Origin of the sequence: Halalkalicoccus sp. CG83 (genome assembly GCF_037081715.1) — an archaeon.
GTDB lineage: Archaea > Halobacteriota > Halobacteria > Halobacteriales > Halalkalicoccaceae > Halalkalicoccus > Halalkalicoccus ordinarius.
On sequence record NZ_JAZDDH010000001.1, the window covers coordinates 1,106,002 to 1,122,753 of the forward strand.

The 16,752-nt window shown below is 68.4% G+C and carries 12 protein-coding genes; 10 read left to right on the plus strand and 2 right to left on the minus strand.

Features of this window, described 5'->3' with window-relative positions; genetic code table 11:
• Positions 1–65 precede the first annotated feature (65 nt).
• From V0Z78_RS05760 to V0Z78_RS05780, 5 genes are all read left to right on the plus strand, one after another.
• Entirely contained in the window at positions 66–3,878 is a 3,813-nt protein-coding gene (locus V0Z78_RS05760) for a glycoside hydrolase family 97 catalytic domain-containing protein (protein ID WP_336343672.1), read from the plus strand.
• 71 nt (positions 3,879–3,949) lie between these two features.
• On the plus strand, positions 3,950–5,242 hold the full coding sequence (locus V0Z78_RS05765) for a four-carbon acid sugar kinase family protein (RefSeq protein ID WP_336343673.1): 1,293 nt from the start codon (positions 3,950–3,952) through the stop codon (positions 5,240–5,242).
• On the plus strand, positions 5,235–6,260 hold the full coding sequence (gene pdxA, locus V0Z78_RS05770) for a 4-hydroxythreonine-4-phosphate dehydrogenase PdxA (RefSeq protein ID WP_336343674.1): 1,026 nt from the start codon (positions 5,235–5,237) through the stop codon (positions 6,258–6,260). Before V0Z78_RS05765 ends, pdxA begins: the two co-directional genes overlap by 8 nt.
• The gene (locus V0Z78_RS05775; protein WP_336343675.1) at positions 6,257–7,561 is read left to right on the plus strand and encodes a nickel pincer cofactor-dependent isomerase, group 22; all 1,305 of its coding nucleotides are present in this window, start codon (positions 6,257–6,259) and stop codon (positions 7,559–7,561) included. The genes pdxA and V0Z78_RS05775 overlap by 4 nt, the downstream gene beginning before the upstream one ends.
• A gap of 53 nt (positions 7,562–7,614) precedes the next feature.
• Positions 7,615–8,502, plus strand: coding sequence for a dihydrodipicolinate synthase family protein (locus tag V0Z78_RS05780; RefSeq protein WP_336343676.1), 888 nt, complete (start codon positions 7,615–7,617; stop codon positions 8,500–8,502).
• On the opposite strand, the gene V0Z78_RS05785 is transcribed toward V0Z78_RS05780, so the two are convergent.
• Positions 8,499–9,878 (minus strand): GntP family permease, encoded by a 1,380-nt coding sequence (locus V0Z78_RS05785; RefSeq protein ID WP_336343677.1) that lies wholly within the window; start codon positions 9,876–9,878, stop codon positions 8,499–8,501. The two genes, V0Z78_RS05780 and V0Z78_RS05785, sit on opposite strands and share 4 nt — an antisense overlap.
• A 113-nt stretch (positions 9,879–9,991) precedes the next feature.
• Here V0Z78_RS05785 and V0Z78_RS05790 point away from each other — a divergent pair, with 113 nt between their 5' ends.
• The 4 genes from V0Z78_RS05790 (at position 9,992) to V0Z78_RS05805 (ending at position 12,952) form a co-directional block, all read left to right on the plus strand.
• Positions 9,992–10,450 (plus strand): universal stress protein, encoded by a 459-nt coding sequence (locus tag V0Z78_RS05790; protein WP_336343678.1) that lies wholly within the window; start codon positions 9,992–9,994, stop codon positions 10,448–10,450.
• A gap of 55 nt (positions 10,451–10,505) precedes the next feature.
• Positions 10,506–11,480: a beta-ribofuranosylaminobenzene 5'-phosphate synthase family protein gene (locus V0Z78_RS05795; protein WP_336343679.1), complete on the plus strand. Its 975-nt coding sequence runs from the start codon at positions 10,506–10,508 to the stop codon at positions 11,478–11,480.
• A 477-nt stretch (positions 11,481–11,957) separates the two neighbouring features.
• Positions 11,958–12,281 (plus strand): transcription factor S, encoded by a 324-nt coding sequence (locus V0Z78_RS05800; RefSeq protein WP_336343680.1) that lies wholly within the window; start codon positions 11,958–11,960, stop codon positions 12,279–12,281.
• 92 nt (positions 12,282–12,373) lie between these two features.
• Positions 12,374–12,952, plus strand: a complete 579-nt coding sequence (locus V0Z78_RS05805) for an LURP-one-related/scramblase family protein (protein WP_336343681.1) — start codon at positions 12,374–12,376, stop codon at positions 12,950–12,952.
• Between the two features lie 75 nt (positions 12,953–13,027).
• Here V0Z78_RS05805 and V0Z78_RS05810 read toward each other — a convergent pair whose 3' ends face one another.
• Positions 13,028–13,663 (minus strand): DedA family protein, encoded by a 636-nt coding sequence (locus V0Z78_RS05810; protein ID WP_336343682.1) that lies wholly within the window; start codon positions 13,661–13,663, stop codon positions 13,028–13,030.
• Between the two features lie 287 nt (positions 13,664–13,950).
• On the opposite strand from V0Z78_RS05810, the gene ppc reads away from it, so the two are divergent.
• Positions 13,951–16,656 (plus strand): phosphoenolpyruvate carboxylase, encoded by a 2,706-nt coding sequence (ppc, locus tag V0Z78_RS05815; protein ID WP_336343683.1) that lies wholly within the window; start codon positions 13,951–13,953, stop codon positions 16,654–16,656.
• Positions 16,657–16,752: the final 96 nt, after the last annotated feature.

Sequence of the window (16,752 nt, forward strand, 5' to 3'; positions counted from 1 at the left end):
ATTCATATTCTAAAATATGAATAGAGCTAAATTTATCACCGGTACTGAGTGACGTTCACTCGCGAATGAATGAGAACCCATCACAAGAGAGGGGCGCCGAGTCGAGTCGTCGGGGCTTTCTCGGCGGCGTCGGGGCGCTCATCGCCGCGGCGGCGTACACCCGGGACGTTCCCGCGGCGGTGGCCGCTCGGGTGACGAACGAGGAAGACGACGCGATCCAGCGCGTCGAGTCGCCCGACGGGTCGATCACCGTGACCGTCGACGTCTCTGAGGGCGTTCCGAGCTACGAGGTCGCCCATGGCGACGACACCTACATCGAGCCCTCGACGCTGGGTTTCGACTTCCGGAACCAGCCGACGTTCGGCGCGTCGGCCGACGGGGGCGCCGGCGCCGGGATCGAGGTCACGGGCAGCGAACGCGAGTCGCAAACCGAGGAGTGGGAGCCCGTCTGGGGCGAGTTCGGTGACGTCTCGGCCGAGTACGAGTCGCTGGTCGTCGGCCTGGAGGAGGTCGAGGGGCCGGGCCGCTCGGCCAACCTCGAACTCCGCGTCTTCGACGACGGGTTCGGATTCCGGGTCGTCCTCGACGAGGGGTTCGCGAGCAACTCGGAGAGAGCGGTCGTCACGAGCGAGAACACCGCCGTCGAGTTCGCAGCCGACTACACCGCGTGGTGGATCCGCAACGAGGTCACCAACCCCCGGTACGAACAGGAGTACGAGGAGACGCGGCTCTCCGAGATCCCCGGCGGGACGCGCGAGACGCGGCCCACCGACACCCCGCTTCGAAACGGCGCGCACACGCCGCTGACCGTCGAGGCGGCCGACGTCTATCTGAGCGTCCACGAGGCGAACCTCGAGGACTACGCCTCGGCGACGCTCGCGGCGCCCGAGGGGAGCGGGACGGCGTTCACGACCGAGCTCACGCCGCTACCCGACGGGACGAAGGCGTCGCTCTCTCTGCCGGCGATGACGCCCTGGCGAACGGTCCAGATCGGCGAGAGCCCGGGCGACCTGATCGAGTCACAGCTGATTCCTCTCCTAGCTGACCCGCTCGACGAGTCGGCGCTGCCGACCGCCGGCGGCGAGCCCGATACGGACTGGATCACCCCGCGAAAGTACGTCGGCATCTGGTGGACGATGATCGCGGGCTCCGCCAACTGGGAGTACCGAGACGACGACTCCTTCGAGAGCCCCGAGGAGGCGGCGGGCTACGTCCACGGTGCGCGGACCGAGCGGATGAAGCGCTACATGGCGTTCGCGGGCGAGAACGGCATCGACAGCGTGCTCGTCGAGGGCTGGAACGAGGGCTGGGACACCTACCCCGGCGACGGTTCCGGACTCGAGTTCGGCGTCGACGACTCGTATCCCGACTTCGACGTGCGGGAGGTGACGGAGTTCGGGCAGGGGCTCGACGGCGGGGTGGAGATGACGATCCACAACGAGACGGCGGGGAACCTCCCGAACTACGAGGAGCAGATCCTCGATGACGACGTCTTCGAGCAGTACGAGGACGTGGGGATCCGCTCGATCAAGAACGGCTACGTCTCGGACGCGGGGCTGGGGATCGACGGCGACGGCTCCGAGCCGACTCATAACCAGCACAACCAGCTGGCGGTCAACCACCATCGACTGGTCATCCAGGAGGCGGCGAGCGACCGCCAGATGCTCGAGATCCACGAGGCCATCCCGCCGACGGGGGAGATCCGGACGTACCCCAACGTGGCGAACCGCGAGGTGGTCCGAGCCCAGGAGTTCGACGGGTTCGGCCAACTGGGATCGGACGTTGGCCGGGAACACCACGTCACGCTGCCCTTTACGCGGATGTTGGCGGGTCCGACCAGCTTCCAGCCCGGCATCTTCGACCTCACGTTCAACGACGATCGGGGCGGCCAGATCCAGACGACGCGGGCGAAACAGCTCGCGATGTACCCGAACTACCTCAGCGGGCTGCAGATGGCCGCCGACCGGCTCGAGGCGTACGTCGACGGCGGGTTCGAGGTCGGCGAGCTCGTCCAGGCGGCCTCGGGTGAGCTCGAGGGCATGATCACGCTCGACGAGTGGCGAAACGCCTTCGGGACGAACTACGTCGCGGTCGACCCCAACCGGGTTCCGAGCGGGTCGTCGGTCGCCTTCACCGTCAGGGACGTCGACGCCGCCGGTACGTACGACCTCCACCTCCGCTACGCGAGCGCGCCGGAGGACAACGCGGGGCGAGTCGTCGAGGCCGGTGCGCCGCGGGCGACCCTCCGGGTCAACGACTCGACCGAGACGATCGAGCCCTCGTTCACGGAGTACTGGGACGAGTGGGAGGTGTTCACGACCGAGGTAGAACTCGAGGCGGGCGACAACGAGGTCGCGATCGAGCTGGAGTACGACGACGGCGAGACCTTCGAGGACGACGTCGGCGGGTTCAACCTGAACACGGTCGCGGTCACCGAGGCCGGCGAACCCTCGCCGGTCCCCGCAGCGTACGAGGGTTACACCCCCGAGAACGAGAACTTCGACGCGGAGCCGGAGTTCGAGTTCATCGAGGAGGTCCCCGCTGCCGGTTGGGACGAAACCCGGGTCGTCGACGCGGAGATCGGTGATTACGTCGTCACCGCCCGACGGAAGGGCGAGGAGTGGTACGTCGGCGCGATGACCGACGAGGGCGGGCGCGCACTCGACGTTCCCTTGGACTTCCTCGCGCCCGGCGAGTCCGGCGGGGCTGGTCAGGGCAATCGACAGGGGCCGAACTACGTCGCCGAGATCTACTCCGACGGGATCGGCGGCGGGGTCGACGCCGATCCCACCAGCGTGCGGATCGACGAGGCGATCGTGAACCCGGATTCCACGATGCTGGCCTCGATGGCGCCGAGCGGCGGGACCGCGATCCGGCTCCGACGCGCGCGCGGCAGAGAGAGCAAGGATCTTCCCGACTACGAGCGTCCCCAACAGGAGCTCACCTACTCGATCGCGTCGGAGGTCGAGCTGAACGAGCCAGCCATCACCGCGACCGGCTCGAACGACGCGGCGTTCGTCGGCGGGACGACCGTCGAGATCGAAGTCGACGGGGAGCTCGCGACCGTCGACAACGTCCGGCTCCCGCCGGGCGCATCGGACGAAACGGTCGAGCTGGGCTATCGGATCAGCTCGATCGGGAGCTACGACGTCGTCGTGCGCGATCCCGAGGACGGAAGCGAGCTCGCGTCGGGCACCGTCACCGTCGAACCCGGCGAGCTGATCGCCGAGCTCGACGATCCGGGCGGCGATGACGACGGCCCCGGCGAGTACGTCTACCCGACCGACGACGCGTTCGAGGACGGCGCGTTCGACCTGCTGTCGCTCGACGTCTACGAGTCGGAGGAGGAGTTCCTGTTCGCCTTCGAGGTCGAGAACCTCTACGACGCCTTCGGCGGCGAGTTCTCGCCCCACTACTTCGTCCTCTACCTGCGCGATCCCTCGCGGTCGGACGGGCGGACGAGCGACCTCGGCGACCTCGAACTCACCGCCGAGTTCGACGAGGCGTGGCACTACCGGATCGACGCCAGCGGCTTCGGACGGGGCGTCGTCGATGCCGAGGGGACCGACCTCGGGACGCCGGAAACGCTCGCCGACTTCGAGAGCGGTACGGCGATCGTCACGGTCGAGAAGGACCTACTCTCCGATCTGGACCTCGCCGATGCCGAGGTCGCGCCGGTCGTCGGAAGCGAGGACCGGGGAACGCTCCGCGGGGTCGATATCGAGGCCGGACCGTTCACTTTCGGCGGCGCACGCGAGGGCGCGGTCGAGAATGCCCCGCGAATCGTCGATCTCCTGACGCCGGAGGGCGTCGACCAGACCGACGCGCTCGACTACGACGAAGGGTCGCTCGCCTCGGTGCCGTTCACGCCGCTGTAGGTCGCTCCCGATCCGCCGGCGATCCGGTTCCGTGACGGGATCGTTTTCAGCCGGGCGATCGAAGCGTCCGCATGCCACGCGCGCTGGTCGCCGCCGACGACCTCACCGGCGCGACCGACACCGCCCACGCGTTCGCGAAGCGCGGCTATCGCACGGCGGTACAGGTCGATCCCGACGGAGCGCCGCCCGATGCGACGGTTCTGGCCGTGAACACCGACTCGCGGTACGTCGATCCCGAGACGGCCGCCGATCGGGTCGGCCGAGCGATCGAGGCGAGCGACGCCCGCGTCGTCTACGGGAAGGTCGACTCGACGCTGCGGGGGAACGTCGCGAGCGAGGTCGGGGCCGCGATGGACCGCGGGTTCGACCTCGGGTTGGTCGCGCCCGCCTCGCCCGCGGTCGGCCGGATCACCGCGAGCGGCTACCACCTCGTCGACGGTCGACTGCTCTCGGACACCGAGTACGCGGACGACCCGAACGGCCCCCGTTCCTCGCGTCTCCCGACGCTGTTCGAGGGGGCGGATCGGTCCGTCCGCCACCTCGACGCGGGAACGGTCGCCGCCGGCCCCGGGGCCGTCCGCGAGGCGGTCGTCGGCACCCCCTCGGGAACGCTTTTCACCTGCGACGTGACCCACGACCGGCACCTCGAGGCGATCGCACGGGCAGGCAGCGACATCGACCGACGGGTACTCTACGTCGGCAGCGCCGGTCTCGCGGAACACGTGATCGTTCCGGGCGAACCCGATCGCGAACCTCTCGAAATCGTCGGCGACGGCGGCGCGCTGGGGATCGTCGGCAGCGTCAGCGAACGATCGCTGGAGCAGCTCGCGGCGCTCCCGGGGGACTGGGTGATCGCCCTCGAACCGGAGGAGCTGCTCTCCGACCCGGAGTCCGCGGGTCAGGAGGCGGGCCGGCGAGCCGCAGAGCGCCTCGCGGCGGGCGAGCACGCCGTCGTCACGGCGGCACCGGATCGGGAGACGGTCGATCGGACGCTCGCCGTCGGTCGGGAGGCGGGGCTCGATGAGGGACCGATCCGGGATCGAGTCGCCAGCGCGCTCGCGAGCGCGACACGGGCGGGGTTCGACGTTGTCGGACAGCGTCCGACCGCCAGCGGAGCACCGCTCCGCGCTGCCGATCCCGCGGGCCTGTTCGTCACCGGCGGCGACGTGGCGATGGCGGCCTTCGACGCGCTCGGCGTCAGCGCGCTGTCGCTCTCGGGCGAGGCGATCGAGGCGGGGATCCCCGTCAGCCGTCTCGAGGGCGGGCCGGCTGACGGCACGCCGGTCGTCACGAAGGCCGGCGGGTTCGGGGGGAAGGAGACAGCGGTTAACTGCCTCCGGTACCTCGGTGGCGACCATGAGTAAACCCACGATCGGGATCACGATGGGCGATCCCGCGGGGATCGGCCCGGAGATCGTCGTGAAGGGATATCGCGAGCTCCTCGAGGTCGCGAACCCGCTGGTGATCGGCGACGCCGGCACCGTGGAGGCCGCTTGCGGGATCTGCGGGTCGGACCTCGGGATCCAGCGGATCTCGGCTCCCGCCGACGCCTCGTTCGACTCGGACGAAATCCCGGTGCTCGACCTCGAGAACGTCGACGATCTGGAGCGAGGCGTCGTCCGCGAGGCCTACGGCGCGGCGAGCCTGGAGTACGTCGAGCGGGCGATCGAACTCGCCCTCGACGAACGGATCGACGCCATCACCACGGCGCCGATCAACAAGCAGTCGACGAAGCTGGCGGGCAGCGAGTACGCGGGCCACACGGGGATGCTCGCGGACTACACAGGTACAGAAAGCTACTCGATGATGCTGATCGAGGAGCCACTGCGCGTGAGTCACGTCAGTACGCACGTTCCCCTGCGCGAGGCCTGCGACCTCGTGACCCGCGAGAACGTGCTCGAGACGATCCGAGTGACCGACGAGGCGCTCCGCGAGTTGGGGATCGAGGAGCCGACGGTGGCGGTTGCGGGGCTCAACCCCCACGCCAGTGACGGGGGCCTGCTCGGCGAGGAGGACGGTCGGGAGATCGAACCCGCGGTCGAAGACGCTCGCGAGGAGGGGATCGACGCTCTCGGACCGGAGTCACCCGACACGGTGTACGTCCAGGCGGCCCGTGGCGCGGCCGACTGCGTCGTCTCGATGTACCACGACCAGGGCCACATCCCGATCAAGACGCTCGGCTTCGCCGAGGGCGGCGCCGTTTCGGGCGTGAACGTCACGATCGGACTGCCGATCATCAGAACGAGCGTCGACCACGGCACCGCCTTCGACATCGCCGGCGAGGGGGTCGCGAGCGAGCGAAGCCTACTCGACGCCGTCGAGGTCGCGAGCGAGATGGCTCGCCGGCGGACGCGGGCCGAAGCGGACGGTGGTGAGCCATGAACGTCGAGTTTCCGGACGCCGAGACGCTTCGAGGGGCGAACGACGTCGAACGCGAGGACCTCCCGCGATTCGCGAGCGTCAGCCGCGAGCGCGACCTCGACTCGATCGAGGACGTCGAGGGTGCGGCCCGGAAGGCCGTTTCGGAACTGCCGCTCGACTCGCTCGCACCCGGCGCGGAGGTGGCGATCACCGCCGGCAGTCGGGGGATCCACGACATGCCCGTGCTGCTGGAGGGCGCGGTCGACGAGCTTCGAGAGCGGGGGTTCGAGCCGTCGGTGATCGCGGCGATGGGCTCGCACGGCGGGGCGACGAGCGAGGGCCAGCGCGAGACCCTCGAGGCGCTCGACATCACCGAAGATCGAATGGGCTGTCCGATCCGGACCTCGATGGCCGTCGAGGCGGTCGGCGAGGACTCGCTGGGCAGGGAGGTGCTCGTCGCCGAGGACGCCCTCGCAGCCGACGCCGTGATCCTCGCGAACCGGATCAAGCCCCACACCGACTTCCACGGCCCCGTCGAGAGCGGCCTCTGTAAGATGGCGGTGATCGGCCTCGGGAAACACCGCGGGGCGGAGTCGCTACACAACGCCGGGCTCGCCGCCGATTTCAGCGAGGTCATCGAGGAACGCGCTGCACTGATAATCGAGGAGAGTCCGGTCGTCGGCGGGATCGGCCTGATCGAGAACGCCGCGGACCGCGCGACCCACGTCAAGGGGATCCCCGCCGACGCGATCCTCGATCGCGAACCCGAACTGCTCGATCGCGCGCGCGAGGAACTCCCCACGCTCCCGGTCGACGACCTCGACCTGCTGATCGTCGACGAGCTCGGAAAGGAGATCTCGGGGACGGGCATGGACACCAACGTGATCGGGCGGGTGCTGTTCCACGGGGAGCGCGAACCCGATTCGCCCGCGATCACCCGGATCTATGCCCGCTCGCTCACGCCGGCCTCCCACGGCAACGGCCTCGGACTGGGACTCGCGGACTTCGTCCACCGGGACGTCGTCGAGGACCTCGAACTCTCGGACATGTACGTCAACATCGCCACAAGCGGCGAGCCATCGCGGGCGCGGATCCCCTTCACCGTTCCCGACGACCTGACCGCGCTGGTCCTGGCCTGCTCGACGACCGGCGTCGCTGACCCGTCCGAACTGCGGGTCGCCCGGATCGAGAGCACGATGGAGCCCGACGACCTGCTGGTTTCCGAGCCGGTCGTCCGCGAACTCGAGGGTCGTGAGGACGTCTCGGTCGGCGAGCCACGGCCGCTCGCCCTCGAGGACGGGACGTTGCCCCCGCTCGAGTGATCCGGGTTACCGGGACGCCAACCTCTTTGGCCGTGGTACCCGGAACGTAGCGTATGACGGCGCTCGACGGTTCGTTCAACGGCGTACTGTGTCCGATCGTCACCCCCCTCGACGATGGCGAGGTCGACGAGGAGGCGCTCGCCTCGCTCACGGAGTTCATCCTCGACGGCGGGGTCGACGGACTGTTTCCCTGTGGCACCACCGGCGAGTTCGCGAGCCTCTCGCCCGAGGAACGAGCGCGGGTGATCGGTACCGTCGCCGAAGCCGCCGGCGACGCGCCCGTGATCGCCGGTGCGGCGGGAACGAGCGTTCCCGAAACCCTGAGCCGGATCGAGGAGGCAGAGGCGGCGGGGGCCGACGCCGCGGCGATCGTCGGCCCGTACTTCCACACGGCGAACGGCCCCGATGGGACGCGGCGCTTCTTCGAGGCGGTCGCCGAGGAGAGCGCGCTGCCGCTGTATCTCTACAACATCCCGATGTACGTCGGTGACGGCATCGACGCCGAAACCGTGGGGACGCTCGCGGAGCACGAGTCGGTACGGGGCATGAAGGACACCAGCGGCGATCTCTCCTACTTCCTCTCGGTCGACCGCCACACGCCGGAGGAGTTCGTACTGATGCAGGGGTTCGACACGCTCCTGGTTCCCGCCCTCCGGATGGGCTCGAACGGCGGGGTCCACGCGCTCGGGAACGTGATTCCCGAGGTGTTCGCCGAACTGCTCGACTCGGCCGACGAGGAGCGGGGATCCGAGCTTCAGCGCGAGGCGATCGCGCCGCTGTTCGAACTCTGCGTCGAACACGGCTTCGCGCCCGCGACGAAGGCCGCGCTCGTCCACCGCGACGTCATTCCGAGCGACGAGGTCAGGCCGCCGCTGGTCGAACTCGACGACGAGGCGAAGGAGGCGATCGCCGACGCGGTCGATCGGGCGCTGTCGATCTAGAGGGGAACGAGCGTCGAGAGGGCGAGGACGATCAACAGCCCCGAGACCGACATGATCGTCGAGGTCGCTGAGTAGGTCTTGAACGTCTCCATCTGGGTGATGCCTGCGACCTCGCTGATGATCCAGAAGCCGCTGTCGTTGTACCACGGTGCGATCATTCCGCCGAAGCCGATCGCCATCATCAGATAGACCGGGTTGGCGGCGAGCCCGCCCGCGAGCGGCGCCATGATCGCCGCGCCGGTGAGGATCGCGACCGTGCCCGAACCCTGGGCGACGCGGATCACGGCGGCGATGAGCCACCCCGCGAAGAGCAGGCCGAAGCCGAGCTCTTGGAGCCCGCCGGCGATGTACTCGCCGACGCCCGCCGCCGCGAGCATCGCGCCGAAGGTGCCGCCGGCGGCGGTGATCGCGATGATGTTACCGCCGCTCTTGATCGCCTCGGTCAGTTCGTCGCCGAAGCGGTCACGGTCGCCGGCCATCTCCATGCGGAAGAAGGTGTACGCAGAGAGCATCGCGGCCGCCGTCAGCGCGAAGTTCGCGTCGCCGAGAAACGAGGTCAGCGGGACGACGACACCGTCCTCGGCGACGGCGCCCGCGTCGGCGAGCACGTCCCCGATCGTGTTCGAGGCGATGAGGACTACTGGAACGGCGATCGGCAGCGACGACTCCAGCAATCCGGGCAGCTCGCTCGTGGGCCGCTGGGTCTTCTCCTGGAGGTCCTCCGGCGAGGAGCCCATCGCCTCCCGGAGCGGGAAGTCCTCGCGGCTATGGAGGAATCGCCCGTAGACCACCCCGCCCAGAAGCGCCGCCGGCAGCGCGACGACCGCGCCGACGACGATCGCCAGACCCAGATCGACGCCCAGCTCGGCGGCCATCGCGAGCGGGCCGGGCGTCGGGGGGACGAGCATGTGCGTCGCGAGCGCGCCCGCCGCCAGTACCGAGATGTACAGCGAGAACTTCACGCCCGTACGGGCCTTCATCGAGCGGCCCAGCGGCGCGAGCAGGTAGAAGACGTTGTCGAAGAACACCGGGATCGACAGCACGAAGCTCGAGCCGAACAGCGCGTACTCCGAACGGTCCTCGCCGGTCAGCGAGAGGAAGGCTCGAACGATCCGATCGGCGGCCCCGCTGTCCATCAGCGTCTTGCCGATGATCGCGGCCATCAGGATGGGGATCCCGATCGCGACCATCACGTCGCCGAACGACTCGGCGATCTCCGCCGGCACCTCGGCGAACGGGACCTCCGGCGTGGCGATCCCGATCGCCATCGCGGCGATGATCAGCCCGACGAACGCGGGCAGCTTCAGCAGGACGAGCAGCGCGACGACCGTGACTACGCCGATCGCGAACGGTACGAGCGGGGTATCGAGTACCATGCTATGGATCGCCGTTCAGAGTCGGCCGTATTAACGCTTGATGTGTCGTCCCGTCTCGGTATCGGTCGCTCGCCGTCCCAGCAGTTATGTGGGTGTTGGTCGACGTATCCGACGTGTACGACCGAATCCTCGTTCCGACCGACGGCAGCGAACAGTCCGCGCGCGCGACGGATCACGCCCTCGAGATCGCCCGACAGTTCGGAAGCGCCGTTCACGCGATCCACGTCGTCGACGATCGGGGCGCGGGCCGCGCCGCGGAGGCGGTGAGCGATCTCTCGCCGAACTCCCCCGAGCGGCAGGCGATGGACGAACGCCGCAAGGAGGCGGGCAACGAACTGACGGCCGCCATCACCGAACGCGCCCGCGAGGCCGGCCTCGACACCCACGGCGAGGTCATACACGGCGAGCCGGCCGACGAGATCACGGAGTACGCCCGAACGAACGACGTGGACCTCATCGTGATCGGTGCACGCGGGCGGAGCGCGGTCGGGAAGTTCCTGCTCGGAAGCGTCGCCGGCAAGGTCTCGAGACACGCTTCGACGCCAGTGATGCTGGTCAGACCCGACCAGTAAGCGGCGGATTGCCACCGTCGAAACTCCCTTTCCTCGCCCCCACGAACCACCGCAGATGGCAGTTCGCGTCAAGACCGGAAGCCGGCTCCACTTCGGCTTCCAGAACCTCTCGCTGGCCCACGAGCGCCTCTACGGTAGCCTGGGCCTCGCGCTCGACGCTCCCCGACTGGTCCTCGAGTGCGAGCGCGCCGAGCGAGTCGTGGCCGACCACCCCGACGTCGAGCGCTACGCCCGTCGGGTCGTCGACCTGCTCGACCTCCCCGGCGCACGCGTGCGAGTGAGCGAGGCGCTTCCCCGCCACGTCGGCCTCGGCAGCGGCACGGGGTTCGCGCTCGCGACCCTCGCGGGGATCGCCCGGGCGTACGGCTGCGACTCCCGGATACGCGAACGGGCGCCGGCGTTGGGTCGCGGCGGGCGGAGCGGGGTCGGCATCGCCGCCTTCGAGGCGGGCGGGTTCGTCCTCGATGCGGGCCACCCGACGACCCGCTTCACCGCCGAACGGCCGCGCGACGGCGCGTGGACGGTCCCCGCCGTGACCGCACGTCACCCGATCCCCGAGGCGTGGCGTTTCGTCCTCGTCCTCCCCGACGTCGAACCGGGGCGCAGCGGCGAGCAGGAGGACGCGAGCATGCGATCCGTGGTCGAGCGTGCCAGTCCCTCGATCGCGGACGAGGTCGCGACGATCTGCGCCCGGCGTGTCCTCCCGTCGATCGCCGAGGGTGACCTCCCGACGTTCGCCGACGCGGTCGCGGAGGTCGGCCGGCTCAACGGCGCGTGGTACGCCGACAGCCAGGGCGGGGTGTACCGCCCGCCGGTCGGCGAGGTCGTCCGCTCGCTGGAGTCCTCGTCGGCGATCGACGGCGCGGGCCAGTCCTCGTGGGGACCCGCGGTGTACGGCCTCACCGACCGCGACCGCACCGAGACGGCTCGGGAGGCCGCAAAGGGGGCGCTCGAGGCCGCCGACGTCGACGGCGACGTTCGGATCGCCCGCGGACGCAACGTCGGCGCCTCGATCGATCACGAGCGGTGATCGAGCGCTACGTTCGGTGTGGTGCGTTCCTTCGGTAGAGGCGCGTCAGTCCCGCGTTCGGCGTCGCTGGAGGGCGATTTTCCCATGGCTCCGATCCCTCCTTGTTCGATCCTTCACGACCCTTCATCGTCCTCCCCGGATCTTCATTCCAACACGGATATGCCTGTGAAGAACCCTGACAGAAATGTCACCGGACCGAGAGACTTTTACCCGTCCGGCCAGTATTAACTCGTGTATGAGTAAGACACAGAACTACCGACGATTCGCACAGGACGCAAAGAAGTGGGCCTCGAAGAAGATCAACGGCGACCAGCGCCGGTACTGAAGCGGCTCGCACTCTTCTCCCCGATCTCCTCTCCCCGTCTCACCCGGTCCGATTTTCCACCTCGGTCGTCGACGCCGCGAGCGAGGCGGCTCCGACGCCGGCTCGCCGTTCGAAGCGTTGTTAGTCCCCGCGGGCGTAGGTCGGCAAGACCGATGAAGTTCTGCGAGGACTGCGGCTCGATGATGAAGGCCGAGGGCGAGGAGTGGGTCTGTGGCGCCTGCGGAGAGACGATGCCGCGCGACCGCGAGGAGGAGTCGGGGTTCGTCTCCACCGAGGCCCAGACCGGCGACGAACTGATCGAGACCGAGGAGGGCGCGGAGTTCGAGGGCAAACCGACGGCGACGGACGTCGCCTGCGAGGAGTGTGGGAACACCGAGGCGTGGTACACGATCAAGCAGACCGGCGCCGCCGACGAGCCGCCGACGCGCTTCTTCAAGTGTAAGGAGTGCGGATACCGGTGGAGAGAATATAACTGAGATACTGGCTTGACCAGCCGTAGTTGAGGAATAGAAGCGAAGAGGGGGAGTCTAGTGGTTTCAAGCCCCAGTCGACCAGTACTCGATACACGATGGCCTCGAAGGACTACGACATCGCCGGCATCGACCTCTCAGACGATCGCTACACCGTCGTACAGAGCCTGATCCGGAGCAAGTACGACGTCCTCGACGCCGACGGCAACACCGTGCTCAACGGGAAACAGAAACGCTTCCGGATGAAGGAGCAGTTCCCCTTCGTCGACGCCGACGGGAACGAGGTCTTCAGCGTGAAGGCCGCCAATATCATCGACGTCGCGGGCGATTACCTCCTCACCGATTCGCGGACGGGTGAGGACCTGGTCGTGCTCGACAACGACTACTCCCTCTTCCGGGACACCTGGACGATACGTGACGCCGATACGAGATCCAAACTCGCCGAGATCAAGTCCCGCGGGGCGCTGATGATACTGCTTCGCGAGAAGCTCCCGTTCGGCGAGTGGATCCCACCCAAATACGAGATCACCGATGCCGACGGTGCTCACGTCGGCACCATCCGCGGCCAGTTCTCGCTGCGGGACCGATACGAGATCACCATCGACGACGCGAGCACGGCCCCGAAGGAGCCGATCGTCGCCGCCGCGATCGTCATCGACGCGATCCAAGGCCACTAGAAGCCGGTAGAACGAGTGCGAGAGGTGCGGATAGCGGTGGCGGGGGACGACTGATCGCGTTTCTCACGAGCACAATCATCGACTCGACCGCCGCGACCTCGTGCGACGATACCGACGGGTGAGCAGCATCGTCGCCGCCAGCACACCGAGCACGAGCAGCGCGACGAGCCACGGCCGGTCCGCGGCCACGACACGAAGTGCCCGAGCGACCGACGACTCCTGGGCGTAGTAGACGAGCGCCCCGACGCTGGCGTAGAACGCGACGGTCCCGATTGCCGTGAGGACGCCAAACCAGACGGCGCTCATCCCGACGAGACCGGCCGGGATCGAGATGACGGATCGAAGCCCGGGGAGAAAGCGCCCCCATAGAACGGACGAGACGCCCCACTCGAGGAACCAGCGCCGGGCGCGTTCTTTGGACCTCTCGGAGACGTGGAGGTACTCGCCGAGCCGTCCGACCCCTCGCGATCCGGGCCCGCGAAAGACGTAGTAGGGGACGAACGCGCCGACCGTCCCGCCGACGCCCGCGGCCCCGACGAAGACGACGAACGACGCGGCATCCTGGACCAACACCGCGGCGGCGGCAGGGACGACGACCTCGCTCGGGAGGAACGGAAAGAGCATCGAGGCCTCGAGGAACGTGAAGACGAGCAGCGCGAGCGGGCCGTAGAGCTGTACGAACCGAAGCGCCGTCGTCCCGAGGTCGACCATACGCGTCTTCGCTCGCCGAGAAGCCAGTATCCTTCGCTCCAGGACGCCGCGACACCGACGGATCATCGACGTTGGGTCCGTGTCGATCGCGCTTCGGTCTCGAACCGGCGAAGCTTCGAACGGCCGACTCGACGACGTCGTCGGTCCCTTCCCTCGTTCGGCCGCCGCTCTACCCGTCGAGTTCGCTGACGAGGGGCGTGGCCGCCGCGGGTCGCGCTTTACTCGTTTCCGTGTCGACGCTTATCGATAACAGTAGGCTTTACCCCCGGGCCGTGTAGCCAGCACACATGGATGACGAGCTGCACAACCGCAGCGTCAATCAGGACGTCCGGGAGTTGGGGGCGATGGTCGGCGATACGATCCACGCCCAGGCCTCCCGGAACGACTTCGAGACAGTAGAGACCCTGCGAACCGCGTCGATCGCCTACCGCGACGGCGAGGCGGACTCCAGGGAGGGACTGCACCAGATCCTCGATCGACTCACCCCCGAGCGCGAGAGCATCGTCGCCCGCGGGTTCACCACCTACTTCGAGCTGATCAACCTCGCCGAGGAGCGAGAACGGGTACGATCGATCCGAAGCGCCTCCCAGGAACGGACCCTCGGCGACAGCCTCGAGGTCGCTGCGGAAGCGCTCGCCGAGGAGGACCGCCACACCGCGGAGCGGATCCTCGAGGACGTTCTCATCGAGCCGACGTTCACCGCCCACCCCACCGAGGCCCGCCGAAAGACCGTCAAGTCGAAGCTTCGCTCGGTCGCGCTCGACCTGGAGACGCTCGACGAGCGGACGCTCACGAGAAAGGAGACCGGCCACATCGAGCGAAACATCGAGAGCGAGGTCGTCAGCCTCTGGCAGACGCCACAGGTCAGGTATCGCCGACCCGGGCCGTCCGATGAGGCGCGAAACGTTCAGTGGTACCTCGAGAACACTATCTTCGACGTCGTCGGCGAGGTCTACGACGAGTTCGAGACCGCGCTCGAGGAGGCGGGCCACTCGATCGACGTCCCCAAGCTGTTCGAGTTCCGCTCGTGGGCCGGCTCGGACCGCGACGGCAACCCCTACGTCACCCCCGAGGTCACCGCGGAGACGCTCGAGCGCCAGCGTCGCGTCGTCCTCGATCGCTACCGGGACGCGCTCAAGCGCCTCTCGGGCGTGCTCAGCCAGGACGGCAGCCGAATCAGCGTGGGAGAGGCCTTCGAGAAGTCGCTCGCCGCCGACCGCGAACGCCTACCCGAGGTCGCCCGCGTGACCGAGGAGCGCTACCCGCGCGAGCCCTACCGCCAGAAGCTGAAACTGATGCGCGAGCGGATCAACCGGATCGACGACGTCCGCCCCGGCGGCTACGAGGACCCCGACGAGTTCCGCGCCGACCTCGACGTCATCGCCGAAAGCGCCCGGAACAACGGCGCCGAGAGCGTCGTCTCGGCCCACGTCGACCCGTTGCGCCGACAGGTCGACACGTTCGGCTTCTCGCTCGCGAGCCTCGACCTGCGCGACCACCAGAAGAACCACACCGAGGCGGTCGCGGAAGCGCTCGCGCTCGAGGGGATCGACTACCGCGAACTCTCGGAGGAGGAGCGCGCCGAGACGCTCACCGAGGCGATCCTGCAGGACGAACGGGTGATCGACCCCGGTACGCTGTATCGCGACGAGGAGGCGGAGCTCTCGGAGACCGCCCGGACGGTGCTCGAACTGTTCGCCCGGCTCGCCGACTGGCAGGCCGAGTACGGCGACGATGCCATCGACACCTACGCCATCTCGATGACCGAGGAGCCGAGCCACGTCCTCGAGGTGCTCTTCCTCGCCGAACAGGCCGGCGTCATCGCGCTGCCGGATCACGCCGGGATCGACGTCGTCCCCCTGCTCGAAACCGAGTACGCCCTCTCGGGCGCTCGCCGAATCATGGGCGAGCTGTTCGAGAACCCCGCCTACAGCCGGGCGCTCGAGGCCCGCGGCAACACCCAGGAGATCATGCTCGGCTACTCCGACTCGAACAAGGAGAACGGCTTCCTGGCGGCGAACTGGTCGCTCTATCACAACCAGCGCCGCCTCGCCGAGATCACCGACGACTTCGACGTGACGATGCGGCTGTTTCACGGTCGCGGCGGTTCGATCTCGCGGGGAGGCGGGCCGATGAACGAGGCGCTGCTCGCGCTGCCCAACGAGTCCGTCTCGGGACAGGTGAAGTTCACCGAACAGGGCGAGGCGATCGCCGAGAAGTACGCAAACCCCCGGATCGCCGAGCGGAACGTCGAGCAGATGGTCAACGCGCAGGTCCGCTCGCGTCGGAAGGCGATCCACGAGCCCGAGGAGGCGGTCGAGGAGGAGTGGGTCGAGGCGATGGGAACGATGGCCGACGCCGCCCGCGAGGAGTACCGCGACCTGCTCGAGAGCGAGGGTTTCGTCCGCTACTTCGAGCAGGCGACGCCGATCACGGTGATCGAGGAGCTCAACCTCGGCTCGCGACCCGCCTCGCGCAGCGGCCAACGGACCGTCGAGGACTTGCGAGCGATCCCGTGGGTGTTCTCGTGGACCCAGTCACGGTGCATCATCACGGGCTGGTACGCGCTCGCATCGGGGATCGACGCCTACCTCGAGGAGGGAGACGTCGAGACGCTCCAAGAGATGTACGACGAGTGGCCCTTCTTCCGGACCACGCTGGACAACGCCGGGCTCGCGCTCGCGCGAACGGAGATGGAGATCGCCGCCGAGTACGCCGGGCTCGCGGAGGCCTCGCTGCGCGAGACGTTCTTCCCCCGCCTCAACGACGAGTACGACCGGGCGGTCGAGCTCGTGACCGAGATCACCGGCCGCGAGGGGTTGGTCCGCCGGGAGTGGCTCGAGGAGAGCCTCGAGCGGCGAAACCCCTACGTGGATCCGCTGAACCTGTTGCAGACCCACCTCCTGGGACAGACCCATCGGACCGACGCCGAGGAGCGGACCCTCCGACTCACGGTCAAGGGAATCGCCGCCGGGATGAAGAACACGGGGTGAGGGGGCCGAGGCCGGCGCGTCCTCGCTTCGCTCCGCCGCCGGCTCACCTCACGACCCGGCGAGCAACGACATCGAACGCGGTCGGCGAGCGAAAGA

What these genes read in the sequence shown, in the direction of transcription:
- V0Z78_RS05760 (WP_336343672.1), top strand. Translation starts at nt 66, where the DNA reads ATGAATGAGAACCCATCACAAGAGAGGGGCGCCGAGTCGAGTCGTCGG.
- V0Z78_RS05765 (WP_336343673.1), top strand. Translation starts at nt 3,950, where the DNA reads ATGCCACGCGCGCTGGTCGCCGCCGACGACCTCACCGGCGCGACCGAC.
- pdxA (WP_336343674.1), top strand. Translation starts at nt 5,235, where the DNA reads ATGAGTAAACCCACGATCGGGATCACGATGGGCGATCCCGCGGGGATC.
- V0Z78_RS05775 (WP_336343675.1), top strand. Translation starts at nt 6,257, where the DNA reads ATGAACGTCGAGTTTCCGGACGCCGAGACGCTTCGAGGGGCGAACGAC.
- V0Z78_RS05780 (WP_336343676.1), top strand. Translation starts at nt 7,615, where the DNA reads ATGACGGCGCTCGACGGTTCGTTCAACGGCGTACTGTGTCCGATCGTC.
- V0Z78_RS05785 (WP_336343677.1), bottom strand. Translation starts at nt 9,878, where the DNA reads ATGGTACTCGATACCCCGCTCGTACCGTTCGCGATCGGCGTAGTCACG.
- V0Z78_RS05795 (WP_336343679.1), top strand. Translation starts at nt 10,506, where the DNA reads ATGGCAGTTCGCGTCAAGACCGGAAGCCGGCTCCACTTCGGCTTCCAG.
- V0Z78_RS05800 (WP_336343680.1), top strand. Translation starts at nt 11,958, where the DNA reads ATGAAGTTCTGCGAGGACTGCGGCTCGATGATGAAGGCCGAGGGCGAG.
- V0Z78_RS05805 (WP_336343681.1), top strand. Translation starts at nt 12,374, where the DNA reads ATGGCCTCGAAGGACTACGACATCGCCGGCATCGACCTCTCAGACGAT.
- V0Z78_RS05810 (WP_336343682.1), bottom strand. Translation starts at nt 13,663, where the DNA reads ATGGTCGACCTCGGGACGACGGCGCTTCGGTTCGTACAGCTCTACGGC.
- ppc (WP_336343683.1), top strand. Translation starts at nt 13,951, where the DNA reads ATGGATGACGAGCTGCACAACCGCAGCGTCAATCAGGACGTCCGGGAG.